The sequence below is a fragment of the Streptomonospora halophila genome (assembly GCF_039542725.1).
Taxonomy (GTDB): domain Bacteria; phylum Actinomycetota; class Actinomycetes; order Streptosporangiales; family Streptosporangiaceae; genus Streptomonospora; species Streptomonospora halophila.
This window is the reverse complement of the sequence record NZ_BAABIK010000019.1, coordinates 112917-137453: the sequence shown is the minus strand read 5'-3', so window position 1 is coordinate 137453 and position 24537 is coordinate 112917. Positions and strand designations below refer to the sequence as shown.

Annotated in this window: 22 protein-coding genes and 1 riboswitch; of the genes, 11 read left to right on the top strand and 11 right to left on the bottom strand. The window is 75.4% G+C overall.

Translation table 11 applies throughout. From position 1 onward, the window contains the following. Positions 1 to 197: 197 nt before the first annotated feature. Entirely contained in the window at positions 198 to 845 is a 648-nt protein-coding gene (locus ABEA15_RS17105) for an NAD(P)-dependent oxidoreductase (RefSeq protein ID WP_345557504.1), read from the bottom strand. A gap of 77 nt (positions 846 to 922) precedes the next feature. On the opposite strand from ABEA15_RS17105, the gene ABEA15_RS17100 reads away from it, so the two are divergent. Beyond that, positions 923 to 1297 carry a winged helix-turn-helix transcriptional regulator gene (locus tag ABEA15_RS17100; protein WP_344144918.1) on the top strand — a complete coding sequence of 125 codons (375 nt, stop codon included), beginning with the start codon at positions 923 to 925 and terminating at the stop codon, positions 1295 to 1297. Positions 1298 to 1630: 333 nt separating this feature from the next. Here ABEA15_RS17100 and ABEA15_RS17095 read toward each other — a convergent pair whose 3' ends face one another. Then, complete coding sequence (locus ABEA15_RS17095; RefSeq protein WP_344144916.1) at positions 1631 to 2650, bottom strand: LysR family transcriptional regulator; 1020 nt, start codon at positions 2648 to 2650, stop codon at positions 1631 to 1633. 81 nt (positions 2651 to 2731) lie between these two features. Here ABEA15_RS17095 and ABEA15_RS17090 point away from each other — a divergent pair, with 81 nt between their 5' ends. Both ABEA15_RS17090 and ABEA15_RS17085 read left to right on the top strand, forming a co-directional pair. Beyond that, on the top strand, positions 2732 to 3763 hold the full coding sequence (locus ABEA15_RS17090; RefSeq protein ID WP_345557501.1) for a DMT family transporter: 1032 nt from the start codon (positions 2732 to 2734) through the stop codon (positions 3761 to 3763). Positions 3764 to 4192: 429 nt separating this feature from the next. Further along, the gene (locus tag ABEA15_RS17085; RefSeq protein WP_425579406.1) at positions 4193 to 4741 is read left to right on the top strand and encodes a bifunctional 4-hydroxy-2-oxoglutarate aldolase/2-dehydro-3-deoxy-phosphogluconate aldolase; all 549 of its coding nucleotides are present in this window, start codon (positions 4193 to 4195) and stop codon (positions 4739 to 4741) included. 29 nt (positions 4742 to 4770) lie between these two features. Here ABEA15_RS17085 and ABEA15_RS17080 read toward each other — a convergent pair whose 3' ends face one another. The 5 genes from ABEA15_RS17080 to ABEA15_RS17060 form a co-directional block, all read right to left on the bottom strand. Further along, positions 4771 to 5145 carry an MmcQ/YjbR family DNA-binding protein gene (locus tag ABEA15_RS17080; RefSeq protein ID WP_344144910.1) on the bottom strand — a complete coding sequence of 125 codons (375 nt, stop codon included), beginning with the start codon at positions 5143 to 5145 and terminating at the stop codon, positions 4771 to 4773. Positions 5146 to 5251: 106 nt separating this feature from the next. Further along, a complete protein-coding gene (manD, locus tag ABEA15_RS17075) occupies positions 5252 to 6490 on the bottom strand; it encodes a D-mannonate dehydratase ManD (RefSeq protein WP_345557499.1) in 1239 nt (412 codons plus the stop codon). A 274-nt stretch (positions 6491 to 6764) separates the two neighbouring features. Continuing rightward, a complete protein-coding gene (locus ABEA15_RS17070) occupies positions 6765 to 7487 on the bottom strand; it encodes a CBS domain-containing protein (RefSeq protein ID WP_345557497.1) in 723 nt (240 codons plus the stop codon). A gap of 622 nt (positions 7488 to 8109) precedes the next feature. Continuing rightward, positions 8110 to 9006 carry a universal stress protein gene (locus ABEA15_RS17065; protein ID WP_345557495.1) on the bottom strand — a complete coding sequence of 299 codons (897 nt, stop codon included), beginning with the start codon at positions 9004 to 9006 and terminating at the stop codon, positions 8110 to 8112. 138 nt (positions 9007 to 9144) lie between these two features. Beyond that, the gene (locus ABEA15_RS17060; protein ID WP_344144902.1) at positions 9145 to 9819 is read right to left on the bottom strand and encodes a response regulator; all 675 of its coding nucleotides are present in this window, start codon (positions 9817 to 9819) and stop codon (positions 9145 to 9147) included. A 414-nt stretch (positions 9820 to 10233) separates the two neighbouring features. Next, a riboswitch (cobalamin riboswitch) is annotated at positions 10234 to 10415 on the top strand. 73 nt (positions 10416 to 10488) lie between these two features. Between ABEA15_RS17060 and ABEA15_RS17055 the strand changes: the two genes are divergently transcribed. The 4 genes from ABEA15_RS17055 to ABEA15_RS17040 are packed head-to-tail and all read left to right on the top strand — an operon-like array spanning position 10489 to position 14443. Then, positions 10489 to 11487: an ABC transporter substrate-binding protein gene (locus tag ABEA15_RS17055; protein ID WP_345557493.1), complete on the top strand. Its 999-nt coding sequence runs from the start codon at positions 10489 to 10491 to the stop codon at positions 11485 to 11487. A 3-nt stretch (positions 11488 to 11490) separates the two neighbouring features. Beyond that, a complete protein-coding gene (locus tag ABEA15_RS17050) occupies positions 11491 to 12570 on the top strand; it encodes a FecCD family ABC transporter permease (RefSeq protein WP_345557491.1) in 1080 nt (359 codons plus the stop codon). Further along, positions 12567 to 13622, top strand: a complete 1056-nt coding sequence (locus ABEA15_RS17045) for a FecCD family ABC transporter permease (protein WP_345557489.1) — start codon at positions 12567 to 12569, stop codon at positions 13620 to 13622. The genes ABEA15_RS17050 and ABEA15_RS17045 overlap by 4 nt, the downstream gene beginning before the upstream one ends. Beyond that, entirely contained in the window at positions 13619 to 14443 is an 825-nt protein-coding gene (locus ABEA15_RS17040) for an ABC transporter ATP-binding protein (protein ID WP_344144895.1), read from the top strand. The genes ABEA15_RS17045 and ABEA15_RS17040 overlap by 4 nt, the downstream gene beginning before the upstream one ends. A gap of 80 nt (positions 14444 to 14523) precedes the next feature. On the opposite strand, the gene ABEA15_RS17035 is transcribed toward ABEA15_RS17040, so the two are convergent. Then, positions 14524 to 15051, bottom strand: a complete 528-nt coding sequence (locus tag ABEA15_RS17035) for a copper chaperone PCu(A)C (RefSeq protein ID WP_345557487.1) — start codon at positions 15049 to 15051, stop codon at positions 14524 to 14526. Positions 15052 to 15386: 335 nt separating this feature from the next. Here ABEA15_RS17035 and ABEA15_RS17030 point away from each other — a divergent pair, with 335 nt between their 5' ends. The 4 genes from ABEA15_RS17030 to ABEA15_RS17015 all read left to right on the top strand — a co-directional run bounded on the left by ABEA15_RS17030 (position 15387) and on the right by ABEA15_RS17015 (position 20072). Beyond that, positions 15387 to 15998, top strand: a complete 612-nt coding sequence (locus ABEA15_RS17030) for a hypothetical protein (protein WP_345557485.1) — start codon at positions 15387 to 15389, stop codon at positions 15996 to 15998. A 208-nt stretch (positions 15999 to 16206) separates the two neighbouring features. Then, positions 16207 to 16884, top strand: coding sequence for a sigma-70 family RNA polymerase sigma factor (locus ABEA15_RS17025; RefSeq protein ID WP_345557483.1), 678 nt, complete (start codon positions 16207 to 16209; stop codon positions 16882 to 16884). A 417-nt stretch (positions 16885 to 17301) separates the two neighbouring features. Beyond that, positions 17302 to 18741 carry an MDR family MFS transporter gene (locus tag ABEA15_RS17020; RefSeq protein WP_344144887.1) on the top strand — a complete coding sequence of 480 codons (1440 nt, stop codon included), beginning with the start codon at positions 17302 to 17304 and terminating at the stop codon, positions 18739 to 18741. A 269-nt stretch (positions 18742 to 19010) separates the two neighbouring features. Next, a complete protein-coding gene (locus ABEA15_RS17015) occupies positions 19011 to 20072 on the top strand; it encodes an acyl-CoA dehydrogenase family protein (protein ID WP_345557481.1) in 1062 nt (353 codons plus the stop codon). Between the two features lie 33 nt (positions 20073 to 20105). On the opposite strand, the gene ABEA15_RS17010 is transcribed toward ABEA15_RS17015, so the two are convergent. Genes ABEA15_RS17010 through ABEA15_RS17000 form a run of 3 tightly spaced genes read right to left on the bottom strand, consistent with a single transcriptional unit; the run spans position 20106 to position 24534 of the window. Next, positions 20106 to 20441 (bottom strand): hypothetical protein, encoded by a 336-nt coding sequence (locus ABEA15_RS17010; RefSeq protein ID WP_344144883.1) that lies wholly within the window; start codon positions 20439 to 20441, stop codon positions 20106 to 20108. Between the two features lie 9 nt (positions 20442 to 20450). Next, complete coding sequence (locus ABEA15_RS17005; RefSeq protein ID WP_345557479.1) at positions 20451 to 22466, bottom strand: TOMM precursor leader peptide-binding protein; 2016 nt, start codon at positions 22464 to 22466, stop codon at positions 20451 to 20453. Then, positions 22456 to 24534 (bottom strand): hypothetical protein, encoded by a 2079-nt coding sequence (locus ABEA15_RS17000; RefSeq protein WP_345557477.1) that lies wholly within the window; start codon positions 24532 to 24534, stop codon positions 22456 to 22458. The genes ABEA15_RS17005 and ABEA15_RS17000 overlap by 11 nt, the downstream gene beginning before the upstream one ends. Positions 24535 to 24537: the final 3 nt, after the last annotated feature.

The following is a 24537-nucleotide window of genomic DNA, read 5'->3' as shown; positions in this document are numbered from 1 at the left end:
CCCAACCCGATGGTCACGGTGTTGACCGTGGGCGAACGCGCCGCCGACCTGATCAAGGCCGATCACTGAGGCTCGCGCCGCGCGGACGGCGGGCCGCCCCTGAGGGGCGCGACCCGCCCGATGCCCGCGGCCCCGCCGCAGCGGCGCGGCGACCGGTGCGGCGCCGGCGCGGGCCCGAGTCCCCCCGCCCGCGCGGGTCAGTAGGCGACGCCGAAGCGGGCGCGGCGGTGGGCCGGCGCCTCGATCTCGTCGACGAAGGCGATCGCGTAGTCCTCGCCGCCGATCGCCGAGTCGCCCATGGCGTCGGTGAGCAGGACCTCGTCGGTCGTCCTGTACGTGCCGGTGCGCTCGCCCGGTGCGTGCGCGCCGAACACCGCGGCGGGGCTGACGTAGAACCAGTCCACGTCCTCGGGGACCTCGCGCAGCGCGTCCAGCACCTCGGCGTGGGAGCCGGCTTCGACCTTGTAGGCCTCGGGGAACTCGGGCGTGTCGAGCAGCCGCGGACCGTCCGCGGAGACTTTCAGGCTGGCCGCTCCGCCGACGATCCCGATCCGCACGCCGTTCGCGCGCGCTGCGGCGGCCAGTGCGGGCACCGCGTCGAGCAGCTTCCGCCCGTCCTCCTGGGGGCGTCCGGGCGTGGCGATCAGCAGCGCGTCGGCGCCTCGGGTCACCTCCAGCACGAAGGCCTCGTCGTGGATGGTGCCCGCGCGGGCGCTCAGCCCCTCCCCTTCGGTCAGCGGTGAGACGTCGCGGGCGACGCCGACGACCTCGTGCCCCCGCGAGAGGGCCTCCTTCGCGATCCGGCTCCCCGCGAACCCCGTCGCGCCGAACAGCACCAGTCGCATCGCTACCTCCTGTTTCGTGTGGTGCGCCGAACGGTAGCGATTGGTAACCAGTGACTTCAAAGTGCTATAAGTACCTCATGGTTACCAACCTGGTCCCCGACGTGCGCAACCCCGACTGCCCCACCCGGCTGGTGCTCGACCGCATCGGCGACCGCTGGACGAGCCTGGTGGTGCTGCACCTGGCGGAGGGGCCGATGCGCTTCACCCGGCTGCGGGCCGCGATCGGCGGGATCGCGCCGAAGGTGCTCACCCAGACGCTGCGCACGATGGAGCGCGACGGACTGCTCAGCCGCACCGTGCACGCCGAGGTGCCGCCGCGGGTCGACTACGAGCTGACCCGGCTGGGGCAGTCGCTGCGCGCGCCCATCCAGGCCATCACCGACTGGGCCGAGCAGCATGTGGAGGAGGTCGTCCACGCGCGGGCGGCGTACGACTCCGCGCGGGACGGCTGATATCAGGGAGCCCGCTGCGCTCTCGTCAGTCGGCAGGGGACCCGCCCCGGCTCCTTCCTCCGCCGTGCGCGAGCGGCACCGGGTCTCCGTCGCGGCGCTCCGCGCCCGAGTGCGCCGCCCGCTACGGACGGACCCGGCGAACACGCTTCAGGCGGCCCGAGCGGTCGGGTCCGGCCGGTACCGGGCTCGGGGACTTGCCGCGGCCTCGACCGGGCGTACCCGGGGTGAGCTGCAGGGCACCGTCGAGCCCGTTCCGTTCGGCACCACGGCGCCGCCCGCGGCGCGCCGCGGGTTCTACGCGCGTCCCCTGAAGCGGGCGGCCGGCGCCCGCATTCAGTCCGACATGCTCCGCGCCGCTTCGGGGACCCGCGGAAGGCCCTGCCGGGTGGGCGGAGCGGGAGCGGAATGCGAGCCCGCCGCGGGCCGCCGGCCGGGGCCCGGGCCGGCGGGGGAGCCGTCCCGCGGCGCCGGTTCCGCGGCCTCGCGAAGCACCGCGACCGCCGTTCGCGCCGCCGGGGTGTGCTCGACCGCCTCGTGTACCACCACGTAGATGGACCGGACGGGGGTCGGCCGGACGACGCGGACGCACGCGGTGCCGTCGGGCGGGTGCGCCGCGCCGAGGGAGGGGAGAACGGTGATGCCGATTCCGGCCTCGACGAAGGCGAGCGCGGTCGGGTAGTCGTGCGCCTCGACGTGGAAGGCCGGGGTGAAGCCCGCGGCCGTGCAGGCCTCGACGAGGTTGGCGCGGCACCAGCCGCGGGCGAAGTCGTTGTCGATCCAGCGGTCGTCGGCCAGTTCGGCCAGGTCCACCTCGTTTCTGCCCTCGAACGGGTGGCCGCCGGGCAGCACCGCGACGTAGGGGTCATCGAGCAGGTGGTGGGCGGTGAACCCCGCCCCGGGGTCGAAGTCGGACTGCGCGACGACCACCTGCACGTCGGCGCGCTCCTCGGTGGGGACCGGGATGTGCTCGCGCAGTTCGAGGGCGAGCCGTACGCCCGGGAGGTCGGTGTTCAGCCGCCGGACCACGTGCGGCATCCACGCCGCGCCCACCGACGCGAAGTAGGCGATGGACAGCGAGCCCGTGCGGCCCGAGCGCAGGGCCGCCACCAGCGACTCGGCCTCGCCGAGCCGGGCGAGCACCCGATCGGCCTCGGCGGCCAGGGCGTGCCCGGCGGCCGTCGGCCGCAGTCCGCGACCGGCCCGGGTGAAGAGGGTGAGGCCCGTCTCCCGCTGCAGCGCGGTGACGTGCTGGCTGACGGCGGAGGGCGTGTAGCCCAGGTTGGCGGCGGCCGTCTGGACCGATCCGGAGGCCACGACGGAGCGGAAGACCTGGAGCCGGTGGACGTCGAGCATGCCCCGAATATACAGCAGCACTGAATCGTCATGAAGAAATAATCGCTGGTACTGAATCGTGCCGCGCGTGAGAATCGCTGCATGACACGTCAGCACAGCCCTGAGATCCCCGCCCACCCGCCGGTGGAGAGCGGCACCGCGCCGCCCGCCGCCCCCTCCTCCGCGCAGGAGCCCTCCCGGCGCGCCGGGCGCCCTCCGTCCTGGACGATCGTCTGCGCCGCGGGGATCACCGTTCTGCTGTGGGCCTCGGCGTTCGTCGGCATCCGCTCCGCCGGACACGACTTCTCGCCCGGCGCCATGGCGCTCGGCCGCATGGTGGCCGCGGCCCTCACGCTGAGCGTGTTCGCGGCGGTCGCGGCCGCGTCGGCCCGGCGCGGGGCCGCGGGGCGAGCGGGCTCGGCGCCGGCCGCGCAGCCCGCGTCCTTGCGCGCCCTGCCCCGGGGCCGCCTGCTGGGGCTCATCGGGCTCTGGGGCGTGGTCTGGTTCGGCGGGTACAACGTGGCGCTGAACGCCGCCGAGCGGCTGGTGGACGCCGGGACCGCGGCGCTGCTGGTGGCGACCGCGCCCATCCTGGTCGCGGTGACCGCCGTCGCCGTTCTGGGTGAGCGGCTCACGCGCCGGCTCGGCATCGGGGTCGCCATCGCCTTCGCCGGCGTCGCGCTGATCGCCGTCACCGGCTTCACCGGCCAGGTCGACGCCGTCGGTGTTGCGCTGGCGGTGCTGTCCGCGGTGCTGTACGCGTCCGCCGTGCTGCTGCAGAAGCGCCTCCTCGCGCGCGTGGAGGCGGTGACGATGACGTGGCTCGGCACCCTGGCCGGTACCGCGGCCCTGCTGCCGTTCCTGCCCGCGCTCATCGGCGAACTGGCCGCGGCACCGGCGGGGTCTCTGGCAGCCGTGCTCTACCTGGGTGTCTTCCCGACCGCGATCGGATTTCTGACCTGGGGTTACGTCCTATCTCACTGGACCGCGGGCCGCACGATCGCCGCGACCTACCTGGTGCCGCCGGTCACCGTGGCGCTCTCGTGGACGCTCCTGGGCGAGGTTCCGGCCGCTCTCGCCCTGCTCGGCGGGGCCCTCTGCCTGGCCGGCGTGGTCCTGGCCACCCGCCGCTGACCACCCCACCCCCGGCGCGCCCCGGTGCTGTCGCCGGGTACGGGGCGACCGGGTTCGTGGGGGGCCGGGCGCTTCGCGTACGCTCACCTGCGGTGGAGGTGGTCGCGCCGGTCGGTGCGGGGGCGCCTTCGCCGCCGGGTATTTTGCGGGCGGACCGCGCGATCCGGACGCGGCGGGCCGCCTGCGCCCGGGGCACGTGTGCGCCGGGCGCGTCCTGCGGGCGGTGGGCGCGACCCGGCCGCCCCTCCGCGGGAATCCGCGGGAAGGGGAGTGGGACGCCGTGCTGGAGGAGCCGCACGAGCGCTCGGCCGGACAGGCGCCGGGCCGCCCGGCGCCGAGGGGTGAAGGAGAGGAGCGGCCGTGGCGGACGGTGCGAGGGAAGGCGTGAGCGGCGACGGGATCGCCGGGATCTTCGGCGGTGGACGGGTGATGGCCATCCTGCGGGGGCTGCCCCCGGCGGACACGGTCGCGCTGGCCACCCGCGCGTGGGACCTGGGCATCGGCGTCGTGGAGGTGCCCGCCCGCGATGCGCAGGGGATGGAGGCGCTGCGCGCGACCGTGCGGGCGGGTGCGGAGCGCGGAGTCCCGGTGGGTGCCGGTACGGTCGTCGACCTCGGCCAGGTCCGCGAGGTCGCGGCCTGCGGGGCCGCCTTCACGGTGGCGCCCGGGTTCGACCCGGAGGTCATGGCCGCCTCGCGGGAGGCCGCCATGCCGCACCTGCCGGGGGTGGCATCGCCGACCGACGTGCAGGGCGTCCTGCGGGCCGGAGGCCGCTGGGTCAAGGCGTTCCCGGCGTCGGTGCTGGGTCCGGACTGGATCAGGGCGCTGCACGGTCCCTTCCCGGACCTGCGCGTGGTGGCCACCGGAGGCGTCGACGGCCGCAACGCGCGGACCTTCCTGGACGCCGGCGCCGCCATGGTCGCGGTGGGATCGGCGCTCGGCGACCCCGAGCAGATCCCGCTCCTGACCGCGCTGTGAACCGGTTCCCGGCGCCGCGGGCGCCGGGCTCAGCTTCGGTTCAGCAGACCCCCGGGAACGGTGAGCGCGGCCTCGTACTCGTCCAGCAGGTCCTGCGGGGCGGACAGCAGCCAGGCCTCGGTGACCAGCTCGGCCAGCTCGTCGAGTGCGACCGCGTCCAGCTTGACGACGACCCAGCCGTAGCCGCCGGCGGTGAACTGCTCCTCGAAGACCGCGGGGCGCTCGGCCACCAGCGCCTGCTGCTCGGTGATGGTCTGCTTCAGACCGACCGTGCGCGTGCGTTCCCAGAGGAAGCCGAACCCCCTGCCGCGCACCTTGAACGAGGTCCAGTCGCGCGCCTCGCCCTGCTGGACCGAGGGCAGGGCGCCGACCAGGCGCAGGAAGTCGTCCACATCGGCGGCCATACCCCTATAAAACCATGCCCGGGGGACGGAAGCGGATTCCCCACCGCGCCCCGGGGACGCGACCGCCCGCGGAGGGGGAGCCGCCGGCGGCCGCCACCGCCGTGCCTCACCAGTCGTGGAGCGTGCCGTCGGCGAGCCGGTTGTAGGGCAGGTACGCCTGAACGTAGGGGTACCTGCCCGCCTCGTCGGTGTCGAGGTCGACGCCCAGGCCCGGCTCGTCGCCCGGGTGCAGGTACCCGCCGCGCCAGCTGAACGACTGCCGGAACACCTGGTCGGTCCGGGCGCCGTGCTTCATGTACTCCTGGATGCCGAAGTTGTGGACCGACAGGCCGAGGTGCATCGCCGCCGCCATTCCGACCGGCGAGACGTCGGTGGGGCCGTGCATGCCCGACTTGATCTGGTACTGCGCCGCGTACTCGAGCACCTTCTTCAGGTGGCTGATGCCGCCGGTGTGGGTCACGGCGGAGCGCACGTAGTCGATCAGCTGCTCGCGGATGATGTGCTGGTAGTCCCACACCGAGTTGAAGACCTCGCCGATGGCGAGCGGCGTGGTGGTGTGCCGGCGCACGAGCCGCAGGGCCTCCTGGTTCTCGGCGGGGGTGACGTCCTCCAGCCAGAACAGGTCGTAGGGCTCCAGCGACCTGCCGAGCTGCGCCGCCTCGATCGGGGTGAGCCGGTGGTGCGCGTCGTGCAGCAGGGGCGGCTCCGGGCCGAACTCGTTGCGCACGGCCTCGAAGACGGCGGGCACGTGCCGCAGGTAGCTGCGCGTGTCCCAGTCCTCCTCCGCGGGGAGGGAGCCCGGCTGGGCCGGCTCGTGGTCGTAGCGCACGCTCTTGTCGGCGTGGCGCGTCTCGTTGGAGGCGATGCCGTAGATCGACTTCAGGCCCGGGACGCCCGTCTGGACGCGGATGGCGCGGTACCCCTGCTCCTGGTGGTCGCGGATGCTGTCGAACAGCTCCTCCAGGCTCCGGCCCGACGCGTGGCCGTAGGCGAGCAGGCCCTCCCGCGAGGCGCCGCCGAGCAGCTGGTACACGGGCAGCCCGGCGACCTTGCCCTTGATGTCCCACAGGGCGGTGTCGACCGCGGCGATCGCCGCCATCGTGACCGGGCCCCTGCGCCAGTACGCGCCGCGGTAGAGGAACTGCCAGGTGTCCTCGATGCGGCTCTCGTCGCGGTCGATCAGCAGCGGCACGACGTGGTCGCGGAGGTAGGCCACCACCGCGGACTCGCGCCCGTTGAGGGTCGCGTCGCCGAGGCCGGTCACCCCGTCCGCCGTGGTCAGCTTCAGGGTCACGAAGTTCCGGTCGGGGCTCGTGACGATCACTTCGGCGCGTGTGATGGCCATGTCTTCCTCGTCGCACTGGGGGTGAGCCGGACGCGGCGTGCGGGCCGGCGGCCGGATGGACGGCCATACTCTCATCGGCGTCCGGGAGCACGGCCACCGGCGGTCCGACTCACTGCGCGCCGACGAGGCCGCGGCTCCGCCGGTTCGGGCGAGGGCCCGCACCCGGCTTCCGGTACGTGTCCCTGCGGCGGCGGCCTCGTCGGGAGTCTGCGACGGCGGGATCGGGCGGCCCGGCCGGTCGGCGAGGACCGGCCCGGCCGGTCGGCCGGTCCGCTCAGAGGGTGCGCCACGTGATGTAGGGCGGGAGGACGTCGTCGACGTCCCAGCTGATCCGGTTGTCGACCGAAACCACGCCCTCCAGCCCGGCGGCCATCCGCGTCAGGCAGGCGGCGGTGCTGCGGTGCAGCGCCGAACCCGTCAGCGTGACCACGCCGTCCTCGACCGATGCGGCCGCCACCGTGCCGTGGACCGCACTCGTGGTCGCGCCGATCTCCCGCTCGACCGCCGCGGCGATGTCGCCGTCCGCGCGCTGGAACACCCGCAGCAGGTCGCGGCGGGAGGCGATGCCCAGGAGCAGGCCGCCGTCGTCGACGACGGGCAGCCGCTTGACACCGTGGCGCTCCATGAGGCGGGCGGCCGCGACGACCGACGCGGTCGGCGCGATCGTGACCGCCGGGCGGGTCATCACGTCGGCGGCGGTACTGCCCGCCGCCTTGTCCTCGGCGGATTCGGTCAGCAGGCCGCCCGCGCTGAGCCGGGCACGCAGCCGAGCACGTGCCGGCGTCCGGTACGGGCGGCGGTCGCCCGCGGTCGTGAACTCCTCCTTGTGCAGGAGGTCCTCCTCGCTGACGACGCCCACGACGCGCCCGTCGGCGCCGAGCACCGGCAGGGCGCTGACGCGCCTCTCCACCAGCGCGCGCACGATGTCCCGATAGCCGGTCCGCTCGTCGACCGTGGCGACACCCGTGGTCATGACGTCGCCGACTGTGCTGTCCATCCGGTTCCCCCCGTGCCGGTCCCGGACGCCGCTCGGGCCTCCGGGACGTCCCGCTCTCCGCCGTCCACGTTCCTCCGAAACCCGCCCCGCCGACAGAGCCGGCCTGCCCGGCCCCGCGCGGCCTTCGTTCCCGCGTACACGGGACCTCGGTCCCGCCGGCGGGCGCGGCCGGGGTGCAGTCGTGCGGCGTCTGCCTTCGCCGGAAGGCGGCGCGGTCCGGCGGCCGTGCCGCGGGCGGACGGTGGGTCCGCCCGCGGCGGTCGGTGTCGACGACCTGGACGGCGCGGAAGGGCGGCCGCAAGCCTGCGCGTATCGGGCCGTGCATCCGCGGGCGGACGGTGGGGGGCGCGGGGCGCGCCGGGTGGGAGCGTGGGGCGGAGCTGGCGGCGCGCCGGTCGGCCGCGTGCGTACGGTCGTGTTCCCGGCGCGTTCTTCTGCTTCCAGCCTCCGCCGCGCGCCGCTGAGCCGACCGTGCCCGCGGGCCTGTGGGGGGGCGGACCTTCGGCCCGGACGGCGGCGACCTCCGCCGTCCGCCCGGGGCCCCGCCGTTCCGCCCGGGCCTCGCCCGGCGGGCCCGTTTCGAGGCGGAGGCGCCCCTCGCTCCAGCGGCGGCGACGCGGTCTCAGTGCTTCTCGGCGCGCAGGACGGCCACCGGTACGGCGCTGTGGGAGAGCACCGACTGGCTCACCGATCCCAGGAGCATCCCCGTGAAGCCTCCGCGCCCTCGGCTGCCCACCACCAGGAGGTCGGCGTTCTCGGACGCGTCCACCAGCACACGGGCGGGGTGGCCGGCCTCGACCAGCTCTTCCACCGCGACCTGCGGATAGTGCTCGCGCCGGCCCGCCAGGGACTCCGACTGCAGGCGGCGGGCCTCCTCCCTGGCCGCCGCCTCCTCGGCGGAGTCGAAGGCGTAGCGAGCCGGGACCTCCAGCGAACCGAGGCGTCCACTGGAGAACCGCGCGTGGGCGGTCACGGCGCGCAGCGCGGCGCCGCGCCCGGCGGCGGTGGCGAAGGCCCACGCCGCCGCCGAGTGCGCTGCGGGCGAACCGTCCAGGCCCACGACGATGCGCCCCGCGGCCGGTTTGGGCTCGCGGTCGGGCACCACGACGACGGGGCAGCGGGCCGTGGCCGCCATCTCCATCCCGGTCGAGCCCAGCAGCGCCGCACCCAGCCGGCTCCGCCCGCGGGACCCGATGACGGCGAGCTCGGCCTCGGCCGCCTCCAGCAGCAGGATCGGTGCGGCGTCGCCGACGTCGAACTCCGCCTCCACCCGCAGGCCCGGCACGCGTTCGACGGCCCGGTCGCGGGCGTGATCGACGAGGCGGAGGGCGAACTCCTCGATCGAGTAGTCCGGTATACCCGCGGGCACCGTGTGGTAGAGCGGCCAGTCGAAGGCGTAGACGATGCGCAGCCGCCGGTCGCGCCGAAGCGCCTCGTCCGCGGCCCAGTCCAGGGCGCGCAGGCTGCCCTCCGTCTCGTCGACCGCTGCCAGAACCGGCGCGCCAGATCTGTTCTCCATCGCTGTCTCCCGCCGTCGCCCGGGGCTTTTATGACCGACGGTAGGCAGGCGGCGCGGCCGCGGGCAGCGGCGAAGGGCGGTGGCGCGCGGGCCCTGCGCCCGCGGAGGAGGGGACCTTCGGCCCGGCGGAGGCGGGGCTCAGTCGGCGTCGCGGCGGTGGGGTTTCTGCGACTTGAGCTGGGCGGCGTAGGCGGCGGCCTGGGTGCGGCGCTGCATCTCCAGCTTCGCCAGCACGCTGGAGACGTAGTTCTTGACGGTCTTCTCGGCCAGGAAGATGCGCTCGCCGATCTGGCGGTTGGTCAGCCCTTCGCCGATCAGCTCGAAGATCCGCCGCTCCTGGTCGGACAGCTCGGCCAGGGGGTCGGTGCGCTGGGCGTCCTCGCGGATGCGGCGCATCATGCGGGCCGTGCTGCGCGGGTCGAGCAGGGACTCGCCCGCGGCGACCGTGCGGATGGCGCCCACCAGGTCGGAGCCGTGGATCTGCTTGAGCACGTAGCCGGAGGCTCCGGCCATGACGGCGTCGTAGAGCGCGTCGTCGTCGGCGTAGGAGGTGAGCATGAGGCAGGCCAGGTCGGGCAGGTCCGAGCGCACCTGGCGGCAGACCTCGACACCGCTGCCGTCGGGCAGGCGGACGTCGAGCAGGGCCACGTCGGGCCGGACCGCGGGAATGCGCGCGGTCGCTTCGGCGGCGCCGGCGGCCTCGCCCACCACCTCGATGTCGGGCTCGTCGCCGAGCAGGGCGCCGACTCCGCGGCGCACCACGTCGTGGTCGTCGACGAGGAACACGCGGATGGGGGCGTGGGCCTCGGCCATGGCAGGTCACCTCACTCTGCTGCGGCGGCGCTGCGCTTCGGCCGCGCACCTCCGCCGTCTCCCGGACTGGCGTACCCGCTCGCGACGCCGCTCCCACCCGCCGGGCGCGCCTGCGAGAGGCGGGACGCGCCGCCGCACGCCCGCGAACAGCGAAACCGCACGTGCGTGCGCATGCGCGGACGACGGCGGTCGCAGAAGAGGGGACGGAGGTCCCGGCCCGACCGGGACCTGCGCCCGAACGCACGGCGTCCGCCCCGCCCCTCCGACAAGAAAGCGCGACCGCCGACCGCGCCGGTGCAGGAACCGCGGCCGCCCCCTTGGGGGACGTGGCCGCGCCCGCGGCTCCGCGAACCGTCCGGCACCCCCCGGGCGGCCGACCGCTCCCCGGGCCCGAGGGCCGAGAGCGCGGCGTGCTAGCGTCGGCGGCGCCGTGGTGAACGGGAATCCGGTGTGAAACCGGTGCGGCCCTCGCCACTGTGATCGGGAGTGCTGTGTCGTTCGTCCGAACGGGCCACTGGGGCGCGATCCCTGGGAAGGCCGGACACAGCGCGCGTTCACCCGTCAGCCAGGAGACCGGCCACGGCACCGCACGACCCGATTCCACGAGGACCTGGAAAAGGCGGTCTCATGGCCCCCGTATCTTCATGTTCACCCCGTGCCGCGTGCGCGATGGCCGGCGTCGTCCTGCTCGCCGGCTGCGGCGCCCCCGCCCCCGAGCAGTCGGTCGGCGAGGACGCCGTCACCCGTACCAACTGCGGGATCGACGTCGCCGTGGAGGCGCCGCCCGAGCGTGTCTACGCCGCATACCAGCCCGGCATCGAGGTCGCCCACGCCCTCGGGCTCAGCGACCGGCTGGTGGGAACCGCGTTCCTGGACGCCGAGGTGCTGCCCGAGTACGCCGACGAGCAGGCCGCGGCCGACTACGTGCCGACGCTCCCGAGCAGGGAGGGACTGCTGGAGACCGACCCCGACTTCGTCATCTCCGGATTCAACGGGTTCTTCGCCGAGAACAGCCCGGACCGCTCGGTCGGCACCCGCGCGAGCCTGCGCGAGCTCGGGGTGCAGAGCTGGATCCTCAGCCCGCTGTGCCCCAGCGAGGACGGGCTGACCGACCGGGCGATCGACCCGGAGTCGGTCCGGGTGGACAGCGTCTACCGGGACCTGCGCGACCTCGGCGCGCTGTTCGGCGCCGAGGACGAGGCCGAACGGGTGATCGCCGACATGCGGGAGCGGATCGCCGCCGTGGAGGCGAAGGTGGAGGGGGCCGAGCGCCCGTCCGTGGCGATCGTCTCCCCCGGCGAGGACGGCGGCTACCGGGTGGCGAGCGGAGTGGACTTCGGCACCCGGATCATCGAGCACGCGGGCGGCGTCAACGCCTTCGCCGACCTGACCGGGAAGCGCAACGTCGACGTCGGTGTGGAGGAGCTCGTCGAACGCGATCCCGACGTCATCCTCACCGACGCCTGCTGCGACGCCGAGATGACTACGCAGGACGCCCGGGACGAGGTCCGGGCGATCAAGTCGGACCCGGCGCTGGAAGGGGTGGCGGCCGTCGCCGAGGGCGAGGTCCACCCGTTCCTGTTCGCCGACCGGGCGGCCGGGGTACGGGCGGCGCACAGCATCGAGCTGGTGGCCTCCCGCATCCATCCGGACCTGGTCGAGCAGTAACCCGTGACCAGTGCGACCGCGCCGCCCGGGACCGGATGCGCCACAGCGCCCCGGGCGCCGGACGAGCCGCGCCGGGGCCTGCTGTCCGGCCGCGCCGGCCGGGCGGCGGGCCTGGCGTCGGCCGGTCTCGTGCTGGCGGCCGCGTGTGCTCTCTCGCTGGTCACGGGCAACTACGCCCTGTCCTTCACCGACGCGGTCTCGGCCCTGGTCGCGCCCGCCGGCAGCGAGGCCGACCGGATCGTGTGGCAGGTGCGCGTGCCCCGCACCGCGACCGGGGTGCTCGCCGGGGTCGGCCTGGGCATCGCGGGTGCCGTGATGCAGGGGCTGACCCGCAACCCGCTGGCGGGGCCGGGCATTCTCGGCGTCAACGCCGGTGCGGCGTTCGCCGTCGTGGTCGCCATGTCCGTTTTCCAGGTGGGCGCCCTCACCGGCTACCTGTGGTTCTCCTTCGCCGGGGCCGCGCTGGCCGCGGTCTTCGTCTACGCACTCGGTTCGCTCGGCGCCGGCGGCGCGGCGCCGGTGAAGCTCGCGCTGGCCGGTGCGGCGCTCAGCGCCATGGTGGGATCCGCGACCACGGCCATCACCCTTCTCGACCCCTCCGCACTCGACGGCTTCCGGTTCTGGACCGTGGGTTCGCTCACGCGCGCCGACACCGGGCAGCTGCTCGTCGCCGCCCCGGCCGTCCTGGTGGGCCTCTGCCTGGCGGCGGCGGTTCGCCGCGAGCTCAACACGGTCGCCCTCGGTGAGGACATGGCCCGCGGCCTCGGCACGCGGCTCGCGTCGACCCGTGCGCTCGGGGCCGCCGCGGTCGTGCTCCTGGCCGGAGCCGCCACGGCGATCGCCGGGCCGATCACGTTCGTCGGCCTCGTCGTGCCCCATATCGCGCGGGCGCTGACCGGACCGGACTACCGGTGGATCATGCCCTGGTGCCTGCTGCTGGCGCCGGCCGTGCTGGTGCTCGCCGACGTACTCGGCCGGGTGCTGATCCGCCCGGAGCAGCTCCAGGTGGGCATCGTCACGGGGCTGATCGGCGCGCCCTTCTTCATCCACCTGGTCCGCAGGCGGAAGGTGGCGCAGTTGTGACCCCTCAAGACCGCGAGGCACTGGTGCTGCGCAGCCCGCGCGCCCGCGTCGTGTTCGTGCTCGGGCGCCGGTCCACCGTCCTGGCGGCGGCCGTCTGGCTGCTGGCCGGCGGCGCCGCCGTGCTGTCCCTGACCCTGGGCCAGTACGACATCGGGGTCGGCGGGGTCCTGCGGGTACTGGCCGGGGGCGGCTCGCTCATCGAGTACGACGTCGTCGTGCGCAACCGGCTGCCGCGCGCCCTCACCGGCCTGGGGGCGGGGGCCGCCTTCGCCCTGTCGGGGGCGGTTCTGCAGCGGATCTCAGCCAACCCCCTGGTCAGTCCGGACGTGATCGGCGTGAACTCCGGCGCCGCCTTCGGCGCCCTGACGGTACTGACCGTGTACGGCGGCACGGGGCTGCACACCGCCGCCGGCGCGCTCGCGGGGGCGGCGGCCACCGCCGGGGCGATCTTCGCGCTGTCGGCCGGGCGCGGTCTGAGCGGCTACCGGCTCGTGCTGGTCGGCATCGGTGTCGCGGCCATGCTGACCTCGGCCGTCTCCTTCCTGCTCACCCGGGCGGACTACCACCGCGTGCTGGCCGCCTCCGCCTGGCTGACCGGAAGCCTCGCGAACCGCAGCGGCCTGCACGTCGCGATCGTCGCCGCGACCCTCGCGGTCGCCGCCCCGGTCCTGGTCGTGCTGGCGCGCCGGATCCGGCTGCTGGAGCTGGGGGACGATCTGGCCGGGATGCTGTCCGGGCGCACCGCGAGCCCCAGGCTCGCCCCGGCGGCCGTGGCCGTGGCGCTCGCCGCGATGGCGACGGCGGCGGCCGGCCCCATCGGCTTCGTCGCCCTGGTGGCGCCCCAGATCGTCCGCAGGCTGCTCCCCGGCCGCGGGGCCCTCCTCGCGCCCGCAGCGGCGGTCGGCGCCCTGCTCGTCGTCGCCGCCGACCTCGCCGCCCGGCTGCCGTTCACCCCGGTGGAGCTGCCCGTCGGCGTGATGACGGGGGTTCTGGGAGCACCGGTGCTGCTGTACCTCCTCGCCCGCGCCAACCGGATCGGACACACAGGATGACGCGTTCGCCCACCCCGCCGGCCTCTTCGCCCTCTCCGACCACGCTGGCCGCCGCCGACCTCTGCCTCGGCTACCGGTCGGCGGGGACCGTCGTCGACCGGGTCTCGGTAACCCTGCCGCCGGGAAAGGTCACGGCGGTCGTCGGCCCGAACGGCTGCGGAAAGTCGACCCTGCTGCGCGGACTCGCCCGCCTGCTCGCACCGCAGAGCGGCACCGTGCTGCTGGACGGCGCCGACGTCTCCCGGCTCCCCGCCAGGAGCCTGGCCAGGCGGCTGGGCCTGCTCCCGCAGCAGCCGGTCGCTCCCGACGGCATCACGGCCGCCGACCTCGTCGCGCGGGGGCGCCACCCGCACCAGCGGTGGTTCCGCCAGTTCAGCGACGCCGACGCCGAGGCGGTCTCCGCGGCGATGGCCGTGACCGGCGTGACCGAGCTCGCCGAGCGCCCCCTCGACGAGCTCTCCGGAGGCCAGCGGCAGCGGGTGTGGATCGCGCTGGCGCTCGCGCAGGATCCCGACGTGATGCTCCTCGACGAACCGACGACCTACCTGGACCTCGCGCACCAGGTCGACGTGCTGGAGCTGCTCACCGACGTGAACCGGCGGGACGGCCGCACGATCGTGCTCGTGCTGCACGACCTCGACCTCGCCGGCCGCTACGCCGACCATCTCGTCGTCATGAAGGACGGCGGCGTCGTCGCGCAGGGACCGCCGCGGGAGGTCGTCACCGCCGAGACCGTGGAGGCGGTGTTCTCGCTGCCGTGCATGGTGATCAGCGATCCGCTCACCTCGACGCCGATCGTGCTTCCCCGGCCCCGCCGGTAGCGCGGCGCGCGCGGCGGCCGACGCCGGGGTCAGGCCCCCTCAGCGAAGCCGTCCCCCGCTCATCCCGGCGGGACGACGCCTCAGCGCTCCAGGACGGGGGTGTCGACGTCGATTTCGGTCCCGCTCTCGAAGTGCAGGGTCAGAGCCACGGTGTCGCCGGCGGAGAGGTCCTCGGGCAGCTCCATCAGCATCAGGTGGTAGCTCCCGGACTCCAGCACCAGCTCGCCGCCGGCCGGCACCGGGGCCCGCTCGACCGCCTCCATCGTCTTGGCTCCGCTGTCGGCGGTCACGGTGGTGTGGACCTCGGTCGTTCCGGCCGCAGGGGTCTCCGCGTCCACCAGCGCGTCGTCCCGGTCCCCGACGTTGCGCACGGTCAGGTAGCCGGCGGCCGTAGCCGGGTTCGCGGGTTCGGGTATCCACGCCCCGCCGACCTCCAGGCCGCCCTCGGCGGCGGAGCCCTTCCGCGCGTCCTCGGTCGCGGAGCCGCTCGGGGCGCCGGTTCCGGAGTCCGGCGCACCCGGGCCGGCTCCTGCGCCGCACCCGGTGAGGGTGAAGGCGGCGATTCCGGCCGCCGCGAATGCGGTTGTTCGGCGTGTGAAACGGGTCATCTCGCATGCGTCCGTTCGTGCTGTGGTGGGCGGGTGAAGGCGGGACCCGCCGCCGGCCGCCCCGGCCTGTCGCCGGCGCGTGTCTGTGTGCATCCCCTCCGGCGTGCGGACCGGATGCACAGGGCTCCGATGCCCGGCCCGGACCGCGGGTCTCCCACAAGTCGGACGGGTGCGCGGAACGGTTCCACGCGCCCCGGATTCGGACCGGATCCGGCACCGCCGGGCCGGCGCCTCGGCGGTCGGCCGGATCGCGGACCAGGCGGGAGCCCGCACCCGCCGGTGCCGGACCACCCCCGCGGAGGGCGCCCGCGAACCGGTGCGAGGATGACATCACTGTGCTGAGGTCGCCGCTTTCGCGCACGTGCCGGGCCGCGGTGTTCGCCGCGGTCGCCGTCGGCGTGTCCGGAACGGGACACGCGGTGATGTCGGCGCACCACGTCCCCTTCACCGGCTTCGCCGCCGGGTTCGCGGGCGTCTTCGCCGCGGCCGCGGTCGCCGCGGGCAAGGAGCGCGGCTACTGGGTCATCCTGGGGTGGATGGCCTGGAGCCAGCTCGCGCTGCACCTGGTCTTCGCGCTGGCCCAGGGGTCGGCCGACCCCGCCGTGATCGCCTCCGCCCACCCGGGCGCCCCGGCCGCCGCCGTCCCGCAGACCGGGCATGGCGGCCACGGCTCCGGCGGCGGCTCGGACTGGGGCATGCTGCTGTGGCACACGGTCGCAGGGCTGCTGTCCGCGTGGTGGCTGCGCCGCGGCGAGGCGGCCGCGACCGCCCTGGCCCGCCATGTGCGCGCACTCCTGTTTCCCCTGCTGCCGGCCGCACCCCGGTGGCGCCCCACGCGGCGCACGTCCCTGTGCGTCTGCGTGCCGCGGAGCATCCGGGTGCCCACGCCGGTCCTGCGGTACGCGCTCGTCGTGCGCGGACCGCCGCCCTCGCTCGTCACGCCCTGATACACCCGTGCGCCCCACCGGCCGCCCGCCGGAGGGGCCCGCGGACGGCGCCGCCGCGCCCGAGCGCCGGCCGCCTCCCCATCACACGCGCCCGGACGGGGTCCTGGCCGCAGGTCCGCGCCGACCACCGCCGCGCGTGGCAACCCCCGTGCCCGGCCCGCACGGCAGTCCCGGCGGGGCACGGCCGAAGCGAGGAAGACACCACGCCATGTCGACGACCACCCATGCCCACCCGGCCGAGGGCCGGCCGCAGCGGACGGCATCCGCTGCCGAGCGGACGCCCGCCCGCCAGCAGGGGGCGCGCCCTCCCGGACGCCGCCTGCGCGGTAGGGAGCCCCTGACCGAGCAGCGCATCACCGATCTCGCGCTCGCCGCCCAGAACCACACGCCCGACGCCGTCGAGACGTTCGTACGCGCCACCCGAGGCGACGTGTGGCGCCTCGTCGCCTACCTCAGCGACCCGCAGACCGCCGACGACCTCACGCAGGAGACCTTCGTGCGTGCGCTGCGCAGCCTCGCCGGCTACGCGGGGCGCTCGTCGGCGCGGATCTGGCTCATGTCGATCGCCCGGCGGACCGTCGCCGACCACTACCGCGCCGCCGCGGTACGGCCCCGGGCCGCCCGCTCCGACGGCAGCGAGCAGGCCGCCGACGCCGCACTGCCGCACCGGCCGTCCTTCGAGGAGGAGTTGGCGCTGGACGACCTGGTGAACGGGCTGCCCGAACCGCGCCGCACCGCCTTCGTGCTGACGCAGCTCCAGGGGTTCACCTACGAGGCGGCCGCGGCGGCGACCGGGGTGCCGATCGGGACGGTGCGCTCCCGCGTCGCTCGGGCGCGCGGCGATCTCGTCGCCGTCCTCCGCAGGTCCGAGTCGGACGCCGGCTGAGGCGCGGGGCGCCGCGCTGACCCGGGTCGGCGGCCCGCCCGCCGGGCGGGCCGCCGTCCCGGCCGCTTCCGGCGTCCGACCGGACCCTGCGGTCGTTCGTTCCCGGGCTTGCCGCGCCGGGCCACAGCGGTGCGGCGCGGTCCGCACCGCTCGCCTGCGCGGGTGCGCCCGCTGAGGTCGACCGGCTGACCGGCCGACGGCGGCCTCCTGCTGCAGGTCTTCGCGGTTTGTCCCTACGGTGGTGGAGGACGCGGAATCGGGGGGATCGTCGGACGGGTTCCGGGTCAGCAGGTAGGTGCGGTCGCCTGCTGCCCGCACGGGCCGCAGGAGCCCCCGCCCGGGCGGGTGGGGCCGCACCGCCGCGGTCCTCGGCCCTGACCGCGCCCTACACCGCCTCACGGAAGACGGAGCCGTCCCTTGCGCCGACTGGAGTACAAGTGGCTGGTCGCGATCACGTTCGTGTTCGGGCTGATCATGCAGATCCTGGACGTGACCATCCTGAACGTGGCGCTGGCGACGCTGGGCCGTGAGTTCCGCGTCGACGAGGGCACCCTGCAGTGGGTGCTGACCGGGTACATGACCAGCCTCGCGGTGTTCATCCCCGCCTCCGGCTGGATCAGCGACCGTTTCGGCAGCAAGCGCACCTTCCAGCTGGCTGTGCTCGTGTTCACCGCGGCATCGGTGCTGTGCGGGTTCGCCGGCGGGATCGGGTGGCTGATCGCGGCCCGCGTCCTGCAGGGCGTGGGCGGCGGCATGCTCGTGCCCGTCGGCCAGGCGATGCTCTTTCGCGCCTTCCCCGCCGAGGAGCGGGCGAAGGCCTCGGCGGTGCTGATGATCCCCACGAGCATCGCTCCGGCCCTCGGCCCGGTGCTGGGCGGGTTCCTGGTGGAGTACGCGAGCTGGCGCTGGATCTTCTTCATCAACGTGCCCATCGGGGCGCTGGCCCTGCTGTTCACCGTGGTGTTCCTGCGCGAGGAGGTGCAGGAGCGCGCCGGCGGCTTCGATCTCGCCGGGTTCGTCCTCGCCGGTGCGGGGCTGGCGAGTCTGCTGGTCACCCTGGACCGCGCGGCCCAGGCGGGCTGGGGCCGGCCGTCGGTGTGGGGCGGCCTGGTCGCCGCCGCCGTGCTCATCTGCCTGCTCGTCTGGCGGGAGCTGAAGGCCGCGGAGCCGATGCTGGACCTGCGCCTGCTGCGGGAGCGGCTGTTCGGAGCCGGCAACGCGGCGCTGCTGTGCATCACCGCCGCCATGTTCGGGGTGCTGTTCCTGACGCCGCTGTACATGCAGAACCTGCGCGGGGCATCCGCCCTGGACGCGGGTCTGGTCCTGATGCCGCAGGCGCTGGGCATGGTCGTCACCACGCAGTTCATCAGCCGCCTCTACCCGCGGGTCGGCCCGCGCCGGCTGCTCCTGGCGGGGCTGGCGCTGATCGGCTGCCTGACCCTGTCGTTCCAGCTGGTCGGGCTGTCCACGCCGTACTGGGTGCTGGGCGGGATGATGTTCGTGCAGGGGATCGGCATGGGGACCTCCATGGTGCCGCTGCAGGCCGCGACCTTCGCGCAGACCGCTGCCGCCTCCATGGGCCGGGCCACCTCGCTGTTCAACGTCAGCCGCCAGGTCGCCACCGCCACCGGTGTGGCGGTGCTGTCGACCGTGCTGGTGATCCGCGGCCAGGCCGAGACCGCGGCGCTGGGCCCGTCGGCGTCGGAAGCGGCCCGGGCCCAGGCCCAGATGGACGCCTACCACGGCGCCTTCCTCGCGGCGGTGGTCTTCGCGGTCCTCGGGCTGTTCGTGGTGTCGCTGATCCGCGACTCCGACGCGGCTCCCAGCATGCGCCGAGGCGCCGCGGCCTCGCGCTAGGCCGCAAAGAGCCGCGCCGGAGCCGCCCGGTCCGGGGCATGCCGCTCTCTCCCCGGCAGTCGGGAAGCGGTGGACGCGCCCCCGCGCGTACCGGCCGCGGCCGGCTGCGCCCACCTCGTTCGCGCCGGATGGCCCGGTATCGGGGGGAATGACCGCCCCCGCTTGTGGGAAGACACCGGTACGGGCACCCTGCCCCGCGCCCGGTGCTCCGCCCACGTCGCAGCGCCCTGTGCCGTGCAGCCCGCCCAGCCGGATCAAGGAGGCGCGACGTGACCGATACCGGCGCAACCCCGGCGGGTTGCCGGTCCCTCGACGAGGCGGTACGCATCGCCGACGAGGCCCTTTTTCCCGCGGCGCCGGAGGTCGACGGTGCCGACCGCGTGCCGGGCAGCCACTTCGACCTGCTCGCCGAGAAGGGCTTCTACGGCTTCGCGGCGCCCGACGACCTGACGGCACTGGACTTCCCGAGCTACGAGGCGGCCTGCCGGGCGGTGGAGTCGCTGGCCGGCGGGTGCCTGGCGACGACGCTGGTGTGGATGCAGCACCACGGCGCCGTATCGGCCCTCGCCAAGACCGGCAACCACGAGTTGCGCGAGGCCCGCCTCAAGCCGCTGGCCGAGGGCCGGCTGCGGTCGGGGGTGGCGGTCACCGCGGCGGTGCGCCCCGGAACCCCCATGCTTCGCGCGGAGCCCGTGGACGGCGGGTGGGTCTTCGACGGCTCCGCGCCCTGGGTGAGCGGATGGGGCATGGTCGACACCCTCTACACCGCGGCGCGCGACGCCGACGACGTCCTCGTGATGGCGCTGCTCGACGCCGAGGAGGGGGAGTCGGTGAGCGCCGGTCCGCCGGCGCGGCTGGTCGCCGCCCAGGCCAGCCGCACTGTGACCGTACGCTTCTCCCGGCACTTCGTGCCTCGCGAGCGGGTCGCGCAGACGGTTCCGCTGGAGGCCTACCGCAAGAACGACCCGGAGTCCGTGCGGTTCAACGGCAACCTCGCGCTGGGCGTGGCCGGCCGGGCGATCGCGCTGATGGGTGACGACGGCGGCGCGCTCTCCGCCCGGCTCGGCGCGGCGCGGAGGACCCTGCTGCACGCGGCGCCCGAGGACGTGCCCGCCGCCCGCGCCGCCGTCTCGCAGTTCGCGGTGAGCGCCGCGGCCGCACTGGCCGTGCACGTCGGCGGGCGGTCCCTGCTCGCGGACGCGCACGCCCAGCGCCTCACGCGGGAGGCGACGTTCCTGCTCGCCTTCGGCAGCCGCCCCGCCGTGCGCGCCGCCCTGCTGCGGGGCCTGGGCGCCCAGGAGCGCTCCGCGGGCGGAGCGGAGACCGCGTAGCCCGCGCAGGGGCGCCGGCAGAGGCCCCCAGCGTCACGTCTCCAGGGCCAGCCCCAGACCGGACAGCGCCTCGTGGACGCTCCTGCCCTCGGTCGCCGCCTCCAGGTCGAACATGTAGACCGAGGTCGGCGGGTAGCCGATCAGCTCGATCGACCGGCTCACCCGGAAGCACCCGTCGACGTACTCGGGGCCGTCCCACAGGTACACCGCGCCCCACATCTGCCGCTCGGCGTCGGAGAACCACGCCTTCAGCCGCATGCCGTCCAGCGTGGAGAAGGCGTCGGCGGCGTAGTCGCGCAGGTACGGCCGCAGGCTCTCCGGGGTCGCGTCGGAGTCGCTGAGGTCCCACGCGACGAGCATCAACTGCATAAGGACTCCTTAGGGGAAGGGGTGCGGGTGGTGGCTGATGTCCTCGGGGCCCAGCGGCCGGGCGGCGTAGCCGAGCCGGTGCGGCACCGTGTACAGCCGCGGCAGCCCGTGCACCCGGCGGTATGCGTGGCCGAAGGTCATCGGCAGGGTGCCGGGGACGATGACCTTGACGCAGGCCAGGCCGCCCGCCCGGTGCTCGGGGGTCGTCTGGTCGACGACGATGACGTCGAGGCCGCAGTCGAGGTAGCGGCGCACCAGCTCCGCGAGGTCGTCGCGCAGGTCGGCCGCCGGGGGTACGCGCGCCATGTCGGCGACGCGGCGGAGGCCGGGGGAGCGGTCGAGGAAGTCGAAGCGGTCGAACGCCTCCGGGTGGCCGTAGAGCTGCGTGTGGTGGGCCATCAGCGTGACCAGCGACGGGTCGCGCACCATCTCCCGCGCCCGCGCCTGGCGGGCGGGGTCCTGCCCGAGGAGGCCGGCCGTCATCGGGCCCAGCTCGCTCAGGGCGCGCTGGAGGGCGCGCTCGGGGTCGAGGTGGGCGCCGCCCGAGCACGCGGCCTTGGGCGCCGCGTCGTCGTCGCCCGGCCTGACCGCCATGGTCCACACGCTCGGGACGCCGTACTCCAGCGTCGTGTCGAACGCGCGCACCTCGTAGCCGGTCTCCCGCTCAATCGCCGTCGCGAGCAGCGGCAGGGAGTCGTCGCGGGCCGAGCCGATGTCGATGCGGGGCACGGGCATTCGCGCGTACCACGTCATCAGGAAGGCGTCCCGTTCGGCGACCTCCAGCGCGCCGTAGAAGGCGGCCTCCTCCACGCTGCCGCCCAGTGCGCAGCCGTTGGAGCACTCGTAGACGAACGGCGGGTTCTCCGGGCCGGCGCGCCGCATCAGCCGGTAGTACACGTAGTTCTCCGGCACCAGGATCGGCGCCGACCGGGCGAAGGAGTAGCCCCACACCCAGGAGCAGGCCACGGACTCGGAGAACGGCCGGAAGGAGAAGCCGGCAACGTGGCGCTCCGGCGGATAGAGGCCCAGCTCGCGCGGGTCGAGCGCCTCGTCGCGCACATCGGCGTAGGGCGCGTGCACGGCGGTGCGCCTGCCGCTGGGGTGGGTCGCGCCGTAGCGTTCGAGGGCCTCCAGCAGCGCGACGACGCGGCTGGTGCGGTAGCTGCGGGTCCAGCCGAACCCGTACTCGACCGAGTCGCCGTGCGCGCCCAGCTCCGCCGAGGCGGTGACGACCCCGCCGCCGCTGCCCTTCGTGAGCGTGTGCACGAGCCCGCACTCCGGGTCGAAATAGGTCTGCTCCAGCGACTCCCAGCGGTCGGCGACGTCCTGAGCGCGGTAGGTGTCGGGCGTCGGCTTGGGGCGGGAGGCGAGCGAGAGCTCGGCCAGCGCCGCCGCGTCGTCGGGCCGGGAGCCGCACCGTTCGCACAGGGGGTTGGGCAGGAAGCGGTGCCGCGACGTCCGCAGGCTGTCCAGCTCCACAAAGATCATCGCGTTGCGCGTGCGGGCGGATTCGGGGTCTTGCGCCACCCGCTGCGCCTCGTCGAGCACCAGGGCCGCCGCCAGGTCGGCGGCGAGCGTCGTGAGCCACGACGACGGCCGCTCCGCCAGCGCGTCGCCGTGCACCCGCAGGACCTCCTCGCGGCCCCGGGGGTCCCGGCGGGCGACGCGCCTGCGCAGGTCTGCGCAGTCGCCGCAGCCCGGCCGGCCCGGGATCTCGACGGGTCCCAGCACGAGGCGGCCGAGCTCGGTGCGCACCGGGAGCCACGGCGCCGGCGCGGCGTCGCAGGCGGCGCGCACGCGCGGGTACGGGCGCGTGTCCCAGCCGTCGGCGGCGGCGACGACCAGCCCCCCGGTGTCCACACCGGCCGTCTCCGGTTCAGGCGCCGCGGAACCCGCGACGCCGCCGTGCGCGGCGGCCGCGTCGGCGATCGCGTCGGCGAGCAGTCCCGACCCGACGACGTGCAGCGCTGCGCCGCCTCCGCCGGCAACGGCCCCGGCGGGCGCGGCGGTCGTTTCACCGGTCATCGGCGAGCACCACCCTCACGGTGAACGGCATCACCCTGCTGACCTCCGTGTCGTGATCCAGGGGGACGGCGGCGGGCCGGTGGCCCTGCGCCGCCAGCGCCGCCGCGAGGTCCGCGCCGGTCAGGCGCGGACCGGCCTCGGCGGTGCGCATCGATTCGCCCCGCAGCCGCGCCGGCAGGGGCGGGACAGCGAGCGCGTATTCACCCCGGCCGCTGGTCCGGGCCTGGTAGGCCAGCAGCGCCTTCTCCAGGGCCGCCGCCAGCGCGTCGGCGACCGTGAGCCCCGAGGAGGAGGCCGCGGGTGCGCCTCCCAGCAGGCACACGACAGTCGGCACACCCAGCGGGCCGGTGACGTCGTGGCAGGCCACCTCGTGGTCGACGGCACCGAGCAGGGCGCGGCAGTGGTCGCCCCGCTCGTCCAGGTCCGCGGCGGCGAAGTCGAGCCGGGGGAAGGGCGCCGCGGACGCGCCGATGGCGGCCAGCGTGCGGCGATGGCACTGCGCGAGCAGCCCGGCTTGGACCGCCTCGCTCCAGCTGTAGGCCGCGGCGGCTCCCGCGGGCAGCCGGGAGGCCGCATCGCCGGCCCGGGGCGGTGACGCTCCGGGGCCCAGCGCGGGGAAGACCCGCGCGGCGTCCACGAGGAGGGCATCCCCATCGACCAGCCCGTACGCCCACACCCGGCCCGTGCCTCGGTGCGTGCGCAGCGCCGCCACCGCCGCCCAGGGGTCGTCGTCTTCGGCGCACACGGGCGAGCCCCCGGGTGACAGCAGCCGCCGGGGGTCGGCCATCAGGGTGCCGTAGAGCGCGAACGCCCGGAGCGCCGCGCGCAGCCGCGCCGCTTCGAACCCCGTCCCCGCGCCCACGACGGTCGGCCCCCGGTCGCGGTCGCCGAGCAGCCCGACCGGGTCGGAGACCTCGATCCCGCACACGTGCAGCGGGAACTGGACGCGGTCGCCCTCATCGGGTTCGCCGAGGACGCCCAGCACCTCCCCCGTGCACGACCTCGCCTCGCGCGAGAAGTCCTCGGGCGCCGACCGCGGTCGCTCAGCCAGCGCGGCGACCCGGCCGAGGAGGTCGTGCCCGGTGCCGGCCGGCCCTGCGGGCGCCGCGAACGGATGCGGGCGGAACCGGTGGGCCGTGCTCTCCAGCCCCGACGGCCCGACCCGAGTCAGCGTGTCGGGTGCGCCCGCGCCCGCGCCCGTGACCGCCCGGAACGCCCCGTGGACGAGCTGCGCGGCCGCAGCCTTGGCCGCCAGTGGGTCGGCCGCACTCTCCGGCACTGGAGCGGGCCGCTCGCGCCCGAAGGCCCGGGCCGCGCGCCTGAGCCGCGCCGACGTCCAGCTCGCCCCGATCGGTGCGAGCCACACGGCGCCGTCCCGCAGGAGGGCCTGAGCGAGCGGGACCCCGGCGGCGGCGCACAGGTGCTCCAGCAGCCGGGCGCGTCGGTCGGCCGCCGCCCCGTCCTCCGCGGCGTGCACGACCAGGTCGGCGCCGTCCAGGCGGAAGGAGGGGCCAGGCTCCTCCGCCGCCTCAGCGAACGCGGCGGCGGTCCGGGCCGCTCCCGCCGCGGCTCCGGCGCCCGCCAGGCGCGCCGACAGCTCGTCGGCGTCCGCGCGGTGCCCGCCGGCGATCACGGCCTCCACCCGGCCGAGGCCGCTGCGGGCCGCCGCGGCCGCGGTCTCCGCCAGAAGCCGCCCCGAGCCGACCACCAGCGCCCGTTTCGCGGTGTAGGCGGCGAACGCGTCGGCGCCGTCCTCGCGGAAGTAGTCGAGGAAGGCGGCCTCGGGGGAGGCCGGAGCGGACGCCGCCGAACCGGGCCCGCGGACCTCGCGTACCGCGCCGCGCTCACGCAGCGCGGCGACCATGCGCTCGACGAGCCGGCGCCGCTCCGGCGCCAGGTCCGCCGTGAGCCCGTCGAGCCCGTGGCGGCCGTCGAGGTAGGGGGCCAGCCGGTCGATCAGCAGGTAGACCGACGCTCCCGTGAACCCGACCTCCCCCTCGTGGGTCAGCACATAGGCGCCCTGGGGCGACTTCGCGTAGTAGACGTCCGGACGCAGCAGCAGTCCCATGCG

Coding starts and splice junctions, on each gene's coding strand:
- ABEA15_RS17010 (WP_344144883.1), bottom strand. CDS start 20,441: ATGCAGTTGATGCTCGTCGCGTGGGACCTCAGCGACTCCGACGCGACC.
- ABEA15_RS17095 (WP_344144916.1), bottom strand. CDS start 2,650: ATGCTCGACGTCCACCGGCTCCAGGTCTTCCGCTCCGTCGTGGCCTCC.
- manD (WP_345557499.1), bottom strand. CDS start 6,490: ATGGCCATCACACGCGCCGAAGTGATCGTCACGAGCCCCGACCGGAAC.
- ABEA15_RS17080 (WP_344144910.1), bottom strand. CDS start 5,145: ATGGCCGCCGATGTGGACGACTTCCTGCGCCTGGTCGGCGCCCTGCCC.
- ABEA15_RS17065 (WP_345557495.1), bottom strand. CDS start 9,006: ATGGAGAACAGATCTGGCGCGCCGGTTCTGGCAGCGGTCGACGAGACG.
- ABEA15_RS17035 (WP_345557487.1), bottom strand. CDS start 15,051: ATGACCCGTTTCACACGCCGAACAACCGCATTCGCGGCGGCCGGAATC.
- ABEA15_RS17070 (WP_345557497.1), bottom strand. CDS start 7,487: ATGGACAGCACAGTCGGCGACGTCATGACCACGGGTGTCGCCACGGTC.
- ABEA15_RS17100 (WP_344144918.1), top strand. CDS start 923: ATGGTTACCAACCTGGTCCCCGACGTGCGCAACCCCGACTGCCCCACC.
- ABEA15_RS17090 (WP_345557501.1), top strand. CDS start 2,732: ATGACACGTCAGCACAGCCCTGAGATCCCCGCCCACCCGCCGGTGGAG.
- ABEA15_RS17060 (WP_344144902.1), bottom strand. CDS start 9,819: ATGGCCGAGGCCCACGCCCCCATCCGCGTGTTCCTCGTCGACGACCAC.
- ABEA15_RS17085 (WP_425579406.1), top strand. CDS start 4,193: ATGGCCATCCTGCGGGGGCTGCCCCCGGCGGACACGGTCGCGCTGGCC.
- ABEA15_RS17105 (WP_345557504.1), bottom strand. CDS start 845: ATGCGACTGGTGCTGTTCGGCGCGACGGGGTTCGCGGGGAGCCGGATC.
- ABEA15_RS17040 (WP_344144895.1), top strand. CDS start 13,619: ATGACGCGTTCGCCCACCCCGCCGGCCTCTTCGCCCTCTCCGACCACG.
- ABEA15_RS17025 (WP_345557483.1), top strand. CDS start 16,207: ATGTCGACGACCACCCATGCCCACCCGGCCGAGGGCCGGCCGCAGCGG.
- ABEA15_RS17005 (WP_345557479.1), bottom strand. CDS start 22,466: ATGACCGGTGAAACGACCGCCGCGCCCGCCGGGGCCGTTGCCGGCGGA.
- ABEA15_RS17055 (WP_345557493.1), top strand. CDS start 10,489: ATGGCCGGCGTCGTCCTGCTCGCCGGCTGCGGCGCCCCCGCCCCCGAG.
- ABEA15_RS17000 (WP_345557477.1), bottom strand. CDS start 24,534: ATGGGACTGCTGCTGCGTCCGGACGTCTACTACGCGAAGTCGCCCCAG.